This is a genomic window from Nonomuraea basaltis (genome assembly GCF_005893125.1).
Lineage (GTDB): Bacteria > Actinomycetota > Actinomycetes > Streptosporangiales > Streptosporangiaceae > Nonomuraea > Nonomuraea basaltis.
On sequence record NZ_VCJS01000157.1, the window covers coordinates 1 to 13,146 of the forward strand.

Consider the following 13,146-nt stretch of genomic DNA (forward strand, 5'->3'; position numbering starts at 1 on the left):
AAGATCAAATTCTTGAAACGGCTCATGTTCGGCCGCGCCAACTACGACCTCCTCAGAAAGATGGCACTGCTGAACTGAGTCGAGATCACCGACCGTGACCGCTCCCCAGCAAATGCACCAGACCCCGGTAAGTGGCCGCGAGCCTTCAGAGATATCTGGCCGCTCCACCAGGGCAGGGGGTTCGACCCACGACATGCTGTGGACATACCACTGCTATACCGCCGGTGTTTAGCATTCTTCGCGGTGCTCTGATCACAGGCGGAGCACCGCGAAGTTCTCGTTAACTGACAAGGATCGAATCTCATGCGGAAGCTCTCCCCCTCGAAGATGCTCGCCACTGTTGTCGGGGTCTCTGCGGCCTTCGCCGTACTGACGCCGGCCACGACCGCCACGGCCTCCACCACCGCCTCCTCGAGCGTCTCTTCGGCCGGCTGCAAGGACAAGTGGAGCAAGCTGAACACGAAGGACGGCTTCGTCAGCTACGTCCTGAAGCTCTGCAGCAACGGCTACGGCGAGGCGCGCGGCAGCGTGACGGACACCAAGAGCGACGCCTGGACGACCGTGGTCGAGGTCTCCTTCAAGAAGAGCAACGGCAACGAAATTTACGGCGGGTACAAGGAGGCCGGCCGGAACAAGGGCCACAAGAGCTTCAAATGGTCCACCACCCGCACCAACCTCGACCGGATTACGATCAGGGCCAAGCGCTGCCTCCCGGGCACGATCGTGTGCAACAACACCAAGACCTACACGCTCTACCCCTGATCTGAGGCGTGGCAGTCGGGTCGCCAATGGTTGTCAGGTTCGGCGAGAGATGGCCGAGACCTTCGGAGTTATCGGGCTGTGCGTACCTTCGTGCAGCCGAGTAGCCGCCGCGATCGGCCTGCGGCTGGACGGCGAGGACGCCGAAGCCGAACTGCGCCGGCTCACCGGCAGGCAGGTCCCGGCCCCGGCCGCCATGGGCAAGGTGCAGGCCCGGCAGCTGGCCCGGCACGTCAAGCAGGCACGATCAGGCGAGGTAGCCGCCATCGATGTCCAGGACCGCGCCTGTGATGAAGGACGCGCCGGGACCGGCGAGAAACGCGATGCCCGCGGCGACCTCCTCGGGACGGCCGAAACGCCCCATGGCGTTCAGGCCGCGCTGCATGTCGGAGTACGGGCCGTCAGCCGGATTCGTGTCGGTCTCGATGGAACCGGGCTGCACGACGTTGACCGTGATCCCCCGCGGCGCCAGATCACGGGCGGCCGCCTTGCTGTAGGCCGTGATCGCGGCCTTGGCGGCGGCGTAGTCCGCAACCCCCGGATAGCCGGCGCGGCTGGCCACGACCGAGCCGACCGTCACGATCCGGCCGCCCTGCCGAAGCACGGCGGCGGCGGCCCGGATCGTGGCCAGCACCCCGCCGGCGTTGATGACGAACTGCCGGTCAAGAGCCTGGTGATCGGTGGCCGGATCATCGATCAGGCCCATCGCGGGAGCCGCCGCGTTGTTCACCAGGATGTCGAGCTGCCCGAAATCGGACACCACGTCGCCGACCAGGCTGGCCACCTGCGCGGGATGCTCCTGATCGGCGCGGTAGGCGCCGGCGCGCACCCCCGCGGCCCGCAGCCCGTCGGTGACCTGACGGGCACGGTCGGCCGCGCTGGCGTAGCTGATCGCGACATCGGCGCCGGCGTCGGCGAGGGCTCGGGCGGTGGCCGCGCCGATGCCGCGCGATCCGCCGGTGATCAGCGCGACCTTGCCGGTCAGGGGTCCGGACATGAAGTGCTCCGTGAGTAGGTGAGGAGGCGGCAGGGTTCTCGATGAAGATCAGTAAAGGGCGCACCCGTCCACCGGAAAACCCCCTACACACCCCTCAAAACCGCCCCGCTACACCGCCCGCACCGGCTGCCGCGGCACCGTACGCGGAGCCGGATCATCCAGTCCCGTCAGATACACCTCATGATGCGGCCCCGCCGCCACCAGCCCCCGCTCAGCGTCGGTAGTTACGAGGCTCCACCAGAGCTGTCAGCGGCGGCGAGGTGGTCATGCAGGGCCGCGTGGCGGAACTGGTAGACGGGGCCGACAGCGCGCAGTAGCCCCAGGCGGTGGACGTCATCAAGGAAATCCATGAGGTGCCAGGGAAGTCGGTGTTCGAGGGCCAGCCGGGCCACTGCGATGGTGCAGACCAGCCACGCATGATGATTGCCCATCACTACCCCGGCCCCGAGCCCGAACACGAGCCCGAACGTGAGCCCCTCCACAAGCGCTTCCCAGCGCCCGGTCGAGAGCCCGATCGTGAGCCCGATCCCGGGCCCGAACACGAGCCCGGTCGCGAGCCCGACTGTTGACTGGATGTGGGGTGTGGTGCAGGCGATGTGCCACCAGGTGATGTCGCGGGTGACGGCCGGGGGGGAAGGCGCGGGCCAGGTAGGTCAGGTGGTTGGCAGGCTTGCTCCAGCCATTCGATCCTGCGACGGGTGCGGTGGGGGTGGCCGCGTCTGGGGCGGCATCGGGCGGCGGGTCGATGGTCAGCCGGATGAGGCGGCGGCCCAGGGGAGCGACTGTGGTGAGTAGGCGAGGAGGGTTCGGGTGAGGGCTTCCACTCGGGCTGCGGCGTCGCCGGCGAGTGCGGGATCGGCCAGCGCCTCCTCGACTGGAGGCTCGTTGATCGCTCCGGCGGTCGCGTCAATCAGCAGATGGTCCAGGCTCGGAAAGTACATGTACACCGTGCGGCGGGACACGTCGGCGGCCGCTGTGATCTCGTCGATGGACGGTGTCGTTCCGCCAGCGCTCAGGCGGACCCCCATGGCTGCCTTGGCGATCTGTAGTCCCTTGGCGTGGGAAAGCATGGGTGACGGCGAGTCGGGTCGCCGTCACCCGGGCGTCGGGATGCTACGCGGGCGGCTGGAGGACGGTGACCACGTGGGTGGTGCTCGCTGACTCGATGGTCGAGTTGCCGAGCAAGTTGACGGTGTACGTGTGTTCGCCGGCTGTGGTCGGCGTATCGGAGAAGCCGAACGACCCGTCGGCGGCGGGGATCAACTTCACCAGGCCCTTCGAGGTGACGGTGCCATCCGGGCTGACGACCTTGCGCGAGACGGTGATGATCGTCCGCGGGAAGGTGATGCCGTCGGCGCCGAAGGTGCCGCTGAATTCGAGTCGCTCGCCGACGTTGCCCGTCGCCGGTCCGGTTACGGTGAGCGTCGGCTCGTACAAGGCGACCGTGACGGTCACCGAGGAGCCGCTACCCCGGAACCATGAGTTGCCCGGCCAGTACACCTGATACTTGAACGCCCCGATGGACGGCGGGGCGTCGGTGAATTGGTAGGTCCCGTCCGCCGCCGTGGTGATCTCCTGGAACGGCCTGGAGGTGCCGTCGGGGAGCCAGCGGTACAGTTCGAGCGTCTGTACGCCGGGTGGCAGTCCGCTGCTCAGCGTGAGTCGTCCGCTGAGGGTCGACTGCTTGAGCGCGGTCACCTTGGAGGGAGCCGTCAAGGTCAGCGTGGAGGAGTGGTAGGGCGAGGGCGGCAGCCGCCAGAGGTGCATCCGCCCGGTGCCGGGCTCTTTCAAAACCGCGAAGGTGAGTGTGCCGTAGAACTCGATGCTGCCCGCCACCACCGCCTTCCCCTGGTGGGCGGCTGTGTAGATGACCTCCGCGGTGGTCGCGTCGTACACCACGAGCTCCGCCGCGTCGCCCGCGGAGGAGTTCCAGCCGCCCACGACGTAGGCGCCGTTCGGGCTGGCCGCGACAGCGGTGGGGAGGCCGTGCTCGCCGAATCCGCTGCTGCCGTAGGCGCGGCCCTGAGTCAGGGCTGTCGTGTCCCAGGCGTCGAACTGGCGGGTATCGTCCAACGCCGACAGCGCCGCCGCCCCGTACTCGGCGAGTGCGAGATCCCGCAGGGCCGGCAGCCCGTTCGCGTCTCCGCGGATCTCGCCGCGCGAAGTGGCAGGCGTGGTGCTGATGTCGTACACCTTGACCGTGGCGGGGCTGACTCCCGGCTCCCCGGCCACCAGCGTGTTCCCGGCGACGGCGACGAGCGGAGCCTGGGTCGTGGCCGGTCCGACCCGGACGGGGGTGGGTGTCGCCGCCGCCGGAATGAGGCCGAGAACGCCTCCCTCTCCCGCTTCGCCGCAACCGAATCCGATCCACAGCCGGTCGTACGACTGCGCCAGGCTCGATGGGCACGGGTACGCGGTGAGGTCGATGCGCTTGGTGATGGCGAGCGTGGTGGTGTCGATCTCGATCACTTCATGCGAATCGCGCAGCGCCGCGTACACCTTCCTGCCGGTCTCCGGCGAGGCCAGGGCGACAGCACCGGACAGGCCGGGGATCGTGTTGATGACCTTGCCGTCGATGGACGCGACCACGATCTGGTCGCCGGCGGCGACGAAGACCTTGCTGCTGCGCGCCACCACGTCTCCGCCCTTCCCGGCGACGCCGAGGTCGGTGACGGTCGCGGCGGCCGCGGCGGTGGGCGCCTGAGTGACGAGCAGGGCCGCCGTCAGGAGCAGGGTCCCGGCCCAGGCGACTAATCGGCGGGGCAGAGGAGCACGGGCAGAGGTTGATGGGCGCACAGGCACTCCGTTCTGGAGGAGAAGGGGAGAGTCGAGCACCCCGGCGTGACTACGGGACCCGCTCCCGCTGACGATCTTCGTTAATCGAACACATATTCGCATAGTGCGCGATTGCCGTCTAGAGCATCGGTCATGTAGCTCTGGCGGGATTTGTGGTACCTCTTCCTGATCGCGTCTTTGGTCGGGGTCACCCCTGGCCTCCTCAATTGCCGTCCGGCTGGGCGAGCAGCCCTTACGGCCGGCGTGAGCCCATCACCTACATCCCCGTTGAACCCGAGGCGGTGGTGGAGGTGCTGGCCGACGTCTCGATGGGGCACTCTCGGTCGGCCCCGGGCTCAGCCCGTTGACCCGGATGCCCCGGTCCTTCAGCTCATAGGTCAGCCCGCGGGAAAAGGACAGCAGGCCCGCCTTGGCGGCACCGTAGACCGCCGAGACATAAGATGACAAATCGATATGGGTCGCGCCAGAATGCGGAGCCGTCCAGCATCTACCGCAACTGGAGGACTTTCCTATGCGCCGACCCCTTGGGTTACTCGCCGCAGCCGCTGCCCTGGCCACGATCGCCGCGCCCGTGAGCACGGCGCAGGCTGTCACGGCGTCCCCGGCTTCCGGCGTCGGCCGGTCCGGCTCGCTCAGCCTGTTCGGGTCGGCCACCACGGCGTCCGTATCCGGCGCCGCCAGAGTGGGAACGGCGCGGGAGAACATGGTCGTGCGGCTGGTCAATGCCCGGCGGGCGAAGAAGGGATGCCGGGCGCTCAAGCACCATCCGCAACTCCACCGGGCTGCCCGCGGGCACTCGGCCGACATGGCGGAGTACAACTACTTCTCGAGCACCTCCCGCGACGGCCGATCCTTCACGGACCGCATCAAGGAGGCCGGCTTTACCGGCGGCACCAGCCTGGCGGAGAACATCGCCAAGGGCCAGCGCACCCCGGCCGCGGTCGTGCAGTCCTGGATGGGCAACTCCGGGACCAAGGCCACCATCATGAACTGCAAGTTCACCTTCATCGGGGTCGGCGCGGTCGACGACTCCGATGGCGCGATCTACTGGACCCAGGTCTTCGCGGCCAAGTGACCCGCTTCGTGGTGAGCCGCTGGAAGAAGATCGGCCCGGCGACCACCCCGCCGGGCTTCGGCATTCGCGTGCGCGCAGGAGCTGCAGCGCGAGCCAGTACCGTCCCAGGCGGGCGGGTCTGAAGAGGTGAGAGGAACCATCAGGTCCGCCATTCTGCTCGATCAGGGTCTACCGGAACATAGGCGGCGGATGGCCGAGCCATCACTGAGACTCCACGGCTGGGCGCCGGCCGTGGTCGCAGGCGCCCCTTATGCCATGGTCAGGCGCACCACCAGCGGATGCCCTGGTACTGGCGGCCGTAGCGCTGCCACCACGAGGTCTTGCCTCGGTTGCCGCCTGATCCATCGTGCGGTGCTCGTTTGCCCCTGCTAGGGAGGCGGCATGGGAGAACACGCGCCATGGCTCTCGGGGCGGCTGGTGTTAGGCATGGTGCATATGCAGCTTGCCAGGCACGCCGTTTTATCGCGGGGCAAGGGTGGAGCAGATTCTCGCCACGGCAGTGGAGTCGGCGCGAGCGCTGCGGGAGGCGGCGCGGGCGGGTGTCTGGTGCAGACGGTGGATCGGGTCCACGCGGCGGGGGAGAAAGCTGATCCGGCCCGGATCGCCGCGCTCAGTTTGATCGTTCGTGCTGTGGTCGAGGCGACGGGCTTGGCTTCTCGCAACACCTTGCCGAAGTAGACATCGCCGTCTTCGGGCTGCATCTCCCACAGGGGCCGGCCGAACCAGTCCCGGATCAGCTCCAGATGATTGGCGTCGTTGCGGATGGTGCTGTCGGTCAGCCCTGCCGACGCGCGAGCCAGCACGAACCCTGCCAGGACGTCGGTCTCGAAGGCGGCAAGATCTTCTTCGCCGGGAGGGGCTCGGTGCTCGCGCAGATCCCGTACGACTCCCAGCGCCAACTCACACCTCCCGACTTCACCAACGCCGTCGTCTCGTCACTCCCGTGACGGAAGCTTCACGGTGAGTGAAGCTACTTCAGTGTGTGGTGATCGATCTGGCAACGGGAGAAGACGCAGTTCGCAGGCAGTGAGCGTGCAGGGTGAGGAGAATCCAGCGCCCTCAACTCAAGAACTGTTGCTTACATCCAGGAAGCCGCCCAGATCGGAGCCGACGAGATCAGCAGCCCGGCAACCTTCGCCCCGAAAGCCTAACGAGTCGCTCGTCCCGCCACGCCGCAACCGCCCTCTCACGCCTCGCGGGCTCGCGGTCCTCAGCCGAGGCTTTCAAGCGCGGCGGCGGCACGGCCGCGCTCGTCCTCGTCGCCGGTCTCGGCGGCGATCGCCAGCGCCAGCCGGTGCCGCTGCGCCGCCTCGCCGTCACGGCCCATGGTGCGCAACGCCTCACCGATCGCGTTGAGGACACTCGCCTCACCGTACCTGTGCTTGGTCGACTGGAAGATCTCGAGCGCCTGCTCCAGGTGCCACAGGGACTCGTCGAATTTCGCCTGACGGCACAGGGCGGTGCCGAGGTTGCTCAGCGCTGTCGCTTCCCCGTCACGGTGCTCGATCTCGCGGAACAGGCTCAGCGCCTCGCGCAGTTTCGCGACGGCGAGCGTGTCCTCGCCCAGCGAGCTGTAGATCTGGCCGAGGTTGGACAGGGCGATGGCCTGCCCGGCACGCTCGCCGAGCGCGGCGAAGATGTCGTGCGCGGCCAGGAAGTGCTGCGCCGCCTCGGTGTGCTCGCCGATCGACTCCTCGAGGTTGCCCAGGTTGGTCAGCGCCGCCGCCTGGCCGAAGGGGTCGTCGATCTCGCGGTAGAGCGCGATGGCCTCGCTGTGCCGGGCGGCCGAGGAGGCGAACTCGCCGAGGCGTTCCTCGATGATGCCCAGATTGGACAGCGAGCGGGCCTGGCCGTGGCGGTTGCCGATGCGCCGGCACAGCTCCAGCGCCTCGCTCAGTTCCTCGACGGCCGAAGCGTACCGGCCGAGCAGCCGCAGGATGACCCCGGCGTTGGTCCGCAGATGCGCCTCGCCCTCCGAGTCTCCCATCCCCCGCGCGGCGTCGACGGCGCACTCGTAGATCGACAGGGCCTCGGTGCCGTGCCCCGCCTCCAGGTAGCGGTGTAACGCGGCGGCAAGGGTGACCGCCCGCTCCGGCCGTCCCTGCCTGACCGCGAACTGGCAGATCGTGCCGAACGACGCCAGCTCGCTGTCCAACCACGACAGTGCCGCGCCCGGCGAGAGGGTGACGCCGCTGGGCTTGAGGGCGAGCCCGGCGTGCCGCCAGCTCCCGCTCCACCCGGGGTAGAGCGTGTCGCTCGCCTCGACGGCGGTCCCGCAGTAATGCTCCAGCAGCCTGTCCACGGCCGCCTGCCGCTCGGCCTCGCCGTCCATGGCAAGGCTCATCTCAGCGGCGTACGCACGCAGAAGGTCGTGAAACCCGTAGCGCCCCAAGGCATCGCATCTCAGCAGGTGCGCCGAGGCGAGCCGGTGCAGGAGCCGGGCCGCGCCGATCTCGTCGACGTCCGACAGCGCCGCCACGCAGGCCAGTGTGGAGTGCGGCGCCGGGTTCAGGCTCAGCAACCGGAACAGGCGCTGCGCCTCGGCGTCGAGCAGCCGGTACGAGCAGCCGAAGACGTGCCGGATCGCCGCCCCGCCGCCCAGGTCGAGCAGATCCAGCGGTCCGGCCCGGTGCAGCCGCGTCACCACGCCGGCCAGTGGCAGGTGCGCCTGCGCCCACCGTGTGCACCCCACTTGTAGCCGCTGAGCGGGCTGGTGAAGTACGTGGTGGTCGAGTGGATGCGGCCCGGAAGCGCTGACCCGCCGACCAGCCCGCTGCTGGACACCGTGCAGCTGCGCACCACGCGGTAGCCCTCCTCCAGCTCCAGCGTCAAAGGCCTTGAGCCGTATGTCGTCTCGAACCGCATGTCGCCTCGCGCGCCTAGAGAGGAAGTGCCCGGCGGGGGAGTGGGGGCGGTCAGTCGCCCATGTCGGTGGTCACCGTCTCGGGGTCCGGCGCCTTGATGGACACTTTGGCGCCCCACCCGGTGAAGCGGCTGTCGATCGTGATCGTCTTGCCTTCGAACTCGTTGTTGTCGAACACGCCCGTGGCCGCGTACGACGACTTCACCCTGCTCACCAGCCCGGCAGAGGTCAGCGTGAGCGTGTAGGAGACCTTCGTGTCGTTGTGCATGCGCAGCGGGATCGACGCCCCGAACCAGCGCGACACCTTCTCCAGCTCCTTGAAGGTGATCTTCCCCGCGAGCGTGCTCCCGCTCAGCTTGCCCTTCTTGACCAGCGCCGCCAGTGTCTTCGGCTCGACGGGGTTGATGACCTGCCCATAGAAGCCACTGCCGCCGCCGAGCAGGCCGTTGCCCTTGAGCCAGGACTTGCCCTCCGGCAAGCGGTCTTCCCATAGGCCGCCCGAGGTGTAGCTGACCTTGCCGACGCTGATCGTGCGCTCGCGGGGGCGGCCCACGGAGGTGGCGGTGATGTCTGAGGCCGCCACGCCCTTGGCGTTGAACTGGAACGTCCCCTTGCGGCTCTGGATCTTGACCGTGTCGTCACCCAAGAGCGTTGTCGTCTCGGTGAACCGCACGCCGTGCCCGGAAGTGAGCTTGCTCTTGAGGGCGCGTACGGGATCCTGGGGAGCGGCCTGGGCGGGCGCGGCCGCCGCCAGCAGGCAGCCGGAGGCCACCAGGGCCGTGATCGTTGTCTTCTTCACAAGCCGTGATCTTGCCGCAAGCAGATCACGTCCGGAGCACGGCCGTAATCGCCGCTCCCCACCCGGCACGGTTGTCGCCTCCAAACGTGGTCATGCAGAGCTCATGGGTGCCGCGCTGGCGGAATACGGCGAGAACGGATGGGGAAGGGGGCCCGGAGGAGGCCCAGGTGGGCGCGTTTATGAGCCCGGCCGGGTGATCGATACGAGGGTGCCGGTTCAACGGACCAAGGCTGTCTCGGGATTGATCAATCAGTATCGGCGAGCGGCTTAGCGATCTCTGGCATCCCAGGTGAGAGCCCGTACACGAGTATTGGCACGGCACGGGCCCGCCCTTGACCTCCGACTCAGCCCGCCCGTCGAGCCGTCGTCGATGAGAGCGAGCCGCCCACTTTCAAGATCGTAGAGATGGCCGAAGTCGAGTGACTATGACAGGGATTCTGAGGGCTTTGACTTCTATTGAGAATTCGAGATGGCGATGGCGGTGAGAACGAAACCGTTCCGCACCGACCACCGGCCTTCGAACTCCGCGGGTGCGGTGGGGACCTGCCGGAGCAACCGTACCGTGAAGGTTGAGTCCCGGTGAAAGGTGATATCAGCGTCGCTGAAGTCCAGTTTGACGTGGCTCACCGGATACCACGCCTTGAATATGCTTTCCTTCGCGCTGAACAGCAGGCGGTCCCAGTGAATGCCGTCCCGCGTTCCGAGGCCAGCGAGACGCCGCTCCTCGGCGGGCAGCACGATCGCTTCAAGAACTCCGCCGGGCAGCGGGGCGTGCGGTTCCGCGTCGATCCCCAACGTGCGAAAGTCCCGGGTCCGGGCGACGGCCGCGGCGTAGTAGCCCGCGCAGTGGGTCATGCTTCCGACGATCCCGCCCGGCCACAGCGGCTCGCCGCGCGGCCCGGGGAGCATGGCGACGGGTGGCAGGCCCAGGCGCGCCATGGCCTGGCGGGCGCACCGGCGTACGGCGGAGAATTCCCGGCGCCGCTTCGGCACCGCGTCCCGCACGATCTCCGCCTCTTCCGGGAACAGCACATCCGGGGGGACTTCGTCGCTCCGCGTGCTCACGCAAGACACCAGGTCCGGCAGGATGCCCTCGATCATGCGGCCCCCGCTCCGGCGGATGGCAGGATCTGCCGCAGCAGGCCGAAGGGATGTCCGCGTCGCCGCCATTCACGCGGGTAGCCGATCGAGACCTCTTCGAACCGCACGCCGTCGTGCCAGGTCGTCCGAGGAATGTGGAGGTGGCCATAGACGACGGCCTCCGGTCGGAAGCGGACATGCCAGCGGGCGGTCAGCTCGGTGCCGCACCACTGGGCAAACTGCGGCCGCCACAGGGCTTTCGTGGGGTCGGGCAGCAGGGGCCAGTGCCCGGCGACCACCAGGGATACCGCCGGGTCGTGCTCGGCGAGCCGCCGCTCGGTCTCAGCGACCCTCGCGGAGCACCATTCCTCGATCGACGGATAGGGGTCGGGGTGCAGCAGGAATTCGTCCGTGCAGACGACCCCGGCCTCATAGGCCAGTTCCAACGACTGCTTCTTGCTCATCGACCGCGGCCGCCGGAACGTGTAGTCATACAGCGTGAAGATGGGCGCGACCGCGACAGGCCCTCCGGGCCCCTGCCACGTCGGGAACGGGTCCTCCGGTGTGACGACCCCCAGGTCCCGGCAAAGCTCCACCAGGAAGCGGTAGCGGGCCTCGCCGCGCAGTTGGACCGGGTCCTCGCGTGGAGTCCAGAGCTCGTGATTGCCAGGTGTCCAGATCACCCGCTCGAACCGTTCCGCGAGCAGCCGGAGCGCCCACGCCACGTCGTCGCTCCGCTCGGCCACATCGCCCGCGACGATGAGCCAGTCCGCCGCGGCCTCTGGCCGCAGGGATTCGACGATGCGCCGGTTGTCGGCCATGCCGGCGTGGAGGTCGCTGGCCGCGAGGAGGCGACCGTGTGCTCTGGCCATCAGGCGGTGTTCCTGTCCGGCTCGTTGAAGATGGCGGTGAAGCTGACGCTGGTCGTGGGAAAGAGGGCTGGGGCTGAGCGGCCCGTCCCGGCCCGGGTCGAGGCGGCTGTCAAGGACGGCCTGCTGGACCTGGTCGAGCGCGCCCAGCGGGAGAGCTGGAGCTTGCTGGATGCCTGCCGGGTGCTGGAGATCACCCCGCCGCGCGTCTATTAACGGGCCGACCGCCGCGAGCATGGCCCGCTGGCCGATTGTCAGCCTGATGGCTGGCCGGTGCATGGTCTGCTCCGGGCCGAGTTCGCGCGAGGCGGCAGTACTCACGCCACCATGATCACGAGCTTAGCCCCGCGTGGGCCGGCGGTCGGCGGCGCTCATCCCGGCGGTTTTCGAGGGTCGTCCTCGTTCCACCGCCATTGTGCCGCAGGATCCTTCCCGTCGGTTCACATGTGCTCGTCGACTCACGCCTGGCTGTCTTGAGCCGCTGCGGAATAGGGGAGCAGGATATCGGTGAGGACATTCACGACCTCGGGCAGGCGGTCCTCGAGGAAGAAGTGGCCGCCGACGAATATGCGGAGGTCGAATTCGGCCATCGTGTGCGCCTGCCAGGCACGCGCCTCGTCGATGGTGGTGCGCGGGTCATGGTCACCCACCAGCGCTGTGATCGGGCAGGCGACGACCGATTTCGGTGCTGCCTGATAGGTCTCCACGGCCTGATAGTCCGCGCGCAGGAAAGACATAATCATTTCGACCAGTTCCGGGTCCTGGAGCCAGGTCGGATCGGTTCCGTTGAGTAGCCGCAACTCGTTCGCCACACCGGCGTCATCCAGCCGATGGACGGTCTCGACCCGGGTCGTGGAGGGCGCCCTGCGGCCAGAGGCGACCAGCATCTCGGGGCTCCGGGCGCCGCGCCGCCACATGGAAAGGGCCAGTTCAAACGCGACCAGGGCTCCCATGCTGTGGCCAAGCAGGACGTACGGCCGGTCCTGCCGGTCGGCCAGCACCTCGGCCAGGACCTCCGCAAGCGCGCGAACGTCGGTGAAAGCGGGTTCCCGCCGCCGCTCCTGGCGTCCTGGACACTGTGCGGCCCACACCTCGACCCAGGGCGGCAATGCGGCGGACAGCCGGAAGAACCCACTCGCCGACCCACCGGCGTGCGGAAGACATATGAGGCGGACGTCGGCGCCGTCGTGGTGGAACGATGTGAACCATTGATCGAAGGAGCCTGTCGAGACCGTCAATTCTAACCCCAATCTCGAAGATCTTACATAGGGGACCGTACTGGACATGACGCACGCACAGAACCCCTGAGAGGGTAATCCGGCGACCCCTTGACGGGAGCGGTTACCCCGATACCGACCCCTATTTCTGGGGACCCTCCTGTTCGCATCCCCTGCTGCCTTTTCGAAGAGATGGGGGTGTTCTGTGGAGAGCGTATAATTCCGCGCTACAAGGATTGATTAAGCTCTATGTGCATCCGGTGGGCGCCTATCTGCCCGTGATCGTGGGCTCGGTGAGAACAATGGAGGAAGGGGCTCTGGGAGGCGGCGGCCTGCAGGTGATCGCTGCCGCTGTCTCCTGATTCGAGCGGCGGTCGAGGCCTGGGCGCGATATTGGTGTCAGCGGCGGCAGACCGACCAGCGCAGGGCATGGTCGGCGTCCACCTGACCCGTGATCACCTGACCGCCGACCGGACCCGTGGGGCCTAGCGGCACTGGCCAGGCCATGAACCCCCTGCTCAACGCCATCTCCGCGCATCAACCGGATTGACCGGAACCGGACCGGCCTGTAGGACGACGCTGAGCCTGAGCACGAAGGGCCTGAACGGCGAAATTGCCGATGTTCGGGGGATCTGCTGGCGCGGCGGGCCGACGGTGTGGAGGTGATCGGTGGCGTCGTCGCCGCGGGAAT

Annotated in this window: 16 protein-coding genes; 3 read left to right on the forward strand and 13 right to left on the reverse strand. The window is 67.9% G+C overall.

What is annotated here, in order from left to right:
• Positions 1-195, reverse strand: a 195-nt coding sequence (locus tag EJK15_RS73410) for a hypothetical protein (protein ID WP_206061537.1), incomplete at its 3' end; no start/stop codon positions are given.
• A 108-nt stretch (positions 196-303) separates the two neighbouring features.
• Here EJK15_RS73410 and EJK15_RS47340 point away from each other — a divergent pair.
• Complete coding sequence (locus EJK15_RS47340) at positions 304-762, forward strand: hypothetical protein (RefSeq protein ID WP_138717027.1); 459 nt, start codon at positions 304-306, stop codon at positions 760-762.
• 244 nt (positions 763-1,006) lie between these two features.
• Here EJK15_RS47340 and EJK15_RS47345 read toward each other — a convergent pair whose 3' ends face one another.
• From EJK15_RS47345 to EJK15_RS77960, 5 genes are all read right to left on the reverse strand, one after another.
• Positions 1,007-1,756, reverse strand: coding sequence for an SDR family NAD(P)-dependent oxidoreductase (locus EJK15_RS47345; RefSeq protein ID WP_138717028.1), 750 nt, complete (start codon positions 1,754-1,756; stop codon positions 1,007-1,009).
• A gap of 224 nt (positions 1,757-1,980) precedes the next feature.
• Positions 1,981-2,298, reverse strand: coding sequence for a hypothetical protein (locus EJK15_RS47350; protein WP_206061538.1), 318 nt, complete (start codon positions 2,296-2,298; stop codon positions 1,981-1,983).
• Positions 2,299-2,505: 207 nt separating this feature from the next.
• On the reverse strand, positions 2,506-2,826 hold the full coding sequence (locus tag EJK15_RS47355; protein WP_138717029.1) for a TetR/AcrR family transcriptional regulator: 321 nt from the start codon (positions 2,824-2,826) through the stop codon (positions 2,506-2,508).
• 43 nt (positions 2,827-2,869) lie between these two features.
• Complete coding sequence (locus tag EJK15_RS47360; RefSeq protein ID WP_138717030.1) at positions 2,870-4,552, reverse strand: YncE family protein; 1,683 nt, start codon at positions 4,550-4,552, stop codon at positions 2,870-2,872.
• Positions 4,553-4,804: 252 nt separating this feature from the next.
• Positions 4,805-5,146, reverse strand: coding sequence for an SDR family oxidoreductase (locus EJK15_RS77960; RefSeq protein ID WP_420847142.1), 342 nt, complete (start codon positions 5,144-5,146; stop codon positions 4,805-4,807).
• Here EJK15_RS77960 and EJK15_RS47370 point away from each other — a divergent pair.
• Positions 5,064-5,627: a CAP domain-containing protein gene (locus EJK15_RS47370; protein WP_138717031.1), complete on the forward strand. Its 564-nt coding sequence runs from the start codon at positions 5,064-5,066 to the stop codon at positions 5,625-5,627. The two genes, EJK15_RS77960 and EJK15_RS47370, sit on opposite strands and share 83 nt — an antisense overlap.
• A gap of 368 nt (positions 5,628-5,995) precedes the next feature.
• Here EJK15_RS47370 and EJK15_RS73420 read toward each other — a convergent pair whose 3' ends face one another.
• From EJK15_RS73420 to EJK15_RS47400, 6 genes are all read right to left on the reverse strand, one after another.
• Complete coding sequence (locus EJK15_RS73420; protein ID WP_206061540.1) at positions 5,996-6,526, reverse strand: hypothetical protein; 531 nt, start codon at positions 6,524-6,526, stop codon at positions 5,996-5,998.
• A 311-nt stretch (positions 6,527-6,837) separates the two neighbouring features.
• Positions 6,838-8,274 (reverse strand): tetratricopeptide repeat protein, encoded by a 1,437-nt coding sequence (locus EJK15_RS47380; protein ID WP_138717032.1) that lies wholly within the window; start codon positions 8,272-8,274, stop codon positions 6,838-6,840.
• On the reverse strand, positions 8,268-8,492 hold the full coding sequence (locus EJK15_RS47385) for a hypothetical protein (RefSeq protein ID WP_138717033.1): 225 nt from the start codon (positions 8,490-8,492) through the stop codon (positions 8,268-8,270). The genes EJK15_RS47380 and EJK15_RS47385 overlap by 7 nt, the downstream gene beginning before the upstream one ends.
• A gap of 50 nt (positions 8,493-8,542) precedes the next feature.
• A complete protein-coding gene (locus tag EJK15_RS47390) occupies positions 8,543-9,289 on the reverse strand; it encodes a hypothetical protein (RefSeq protein WP_138717034.1) in 747 nt (248 codons plus the stop codon).
• A gap of 453 nt (positions 9,290-9,742) precedes the next feature.
• Positions 9,743-10,390 carry a 4'-phosphopantetheinyl transferase family protein gene (locus EJK15_RS47395; RefSeq protein ID WP_138717035.1) on the reverse strand — a complete coding sequence of 216 codons (648 nt, stop codon included), beginning with the start codon at positions 10,388-10,390 and terminating at the stop codon, positions 9,743-9,745.
• Complete coding sequence (locus tag EJK15_RS47400; protein ID WP_138717036.1) at positions 10,387-11,241, reverse strand: metallophosphoesterase family protein; 855 nt, start codon at positions 11,239-11,241, stop codon at positions 10,387-10,389. The genes EJK15_RS47395 and EJK15_RS47400 overlap by 4 nt, the downstream gene beginning before the upstream one ends.
• Here EJK15_RS47400 and EJK15_RS47405 point away from each other — a divergent pair.
• Positions 11,227-11,454 carry a hypothetical protein gene (locus EJK15_RS47405; RefSeq protein WP_138717037.1) on the forward strand — a complete coding sequence of 76 codons (228 nt, stop codon included), beginning with the start codon at positions 11,227-11,229 and terminating at the stop codon, positions 11,452-11,454. The genes EJK15_RS47400 and EJK15_RS47405 overlap by 15 nt on opposite strands.
• A gap of 242 nt (positions 11,455-11,696) precedes the next feature.
• On the opposite strand, the gene EJK15_RS47410 is transcribed toward EJK15_RS47405, so the two are convergent.
• A complete protein-coding gene (locus tag EJK15_RS47410) occupies positions 11,697-12,476 on the reverse strand; it encodes a thioesterase II family protein (protein ID WP_240777669.1) in 780 nt (259 codons plus the stop codon).
• Between the last annotated feature and the right edge of the window lie 670 nt (positions 12,477-13,146).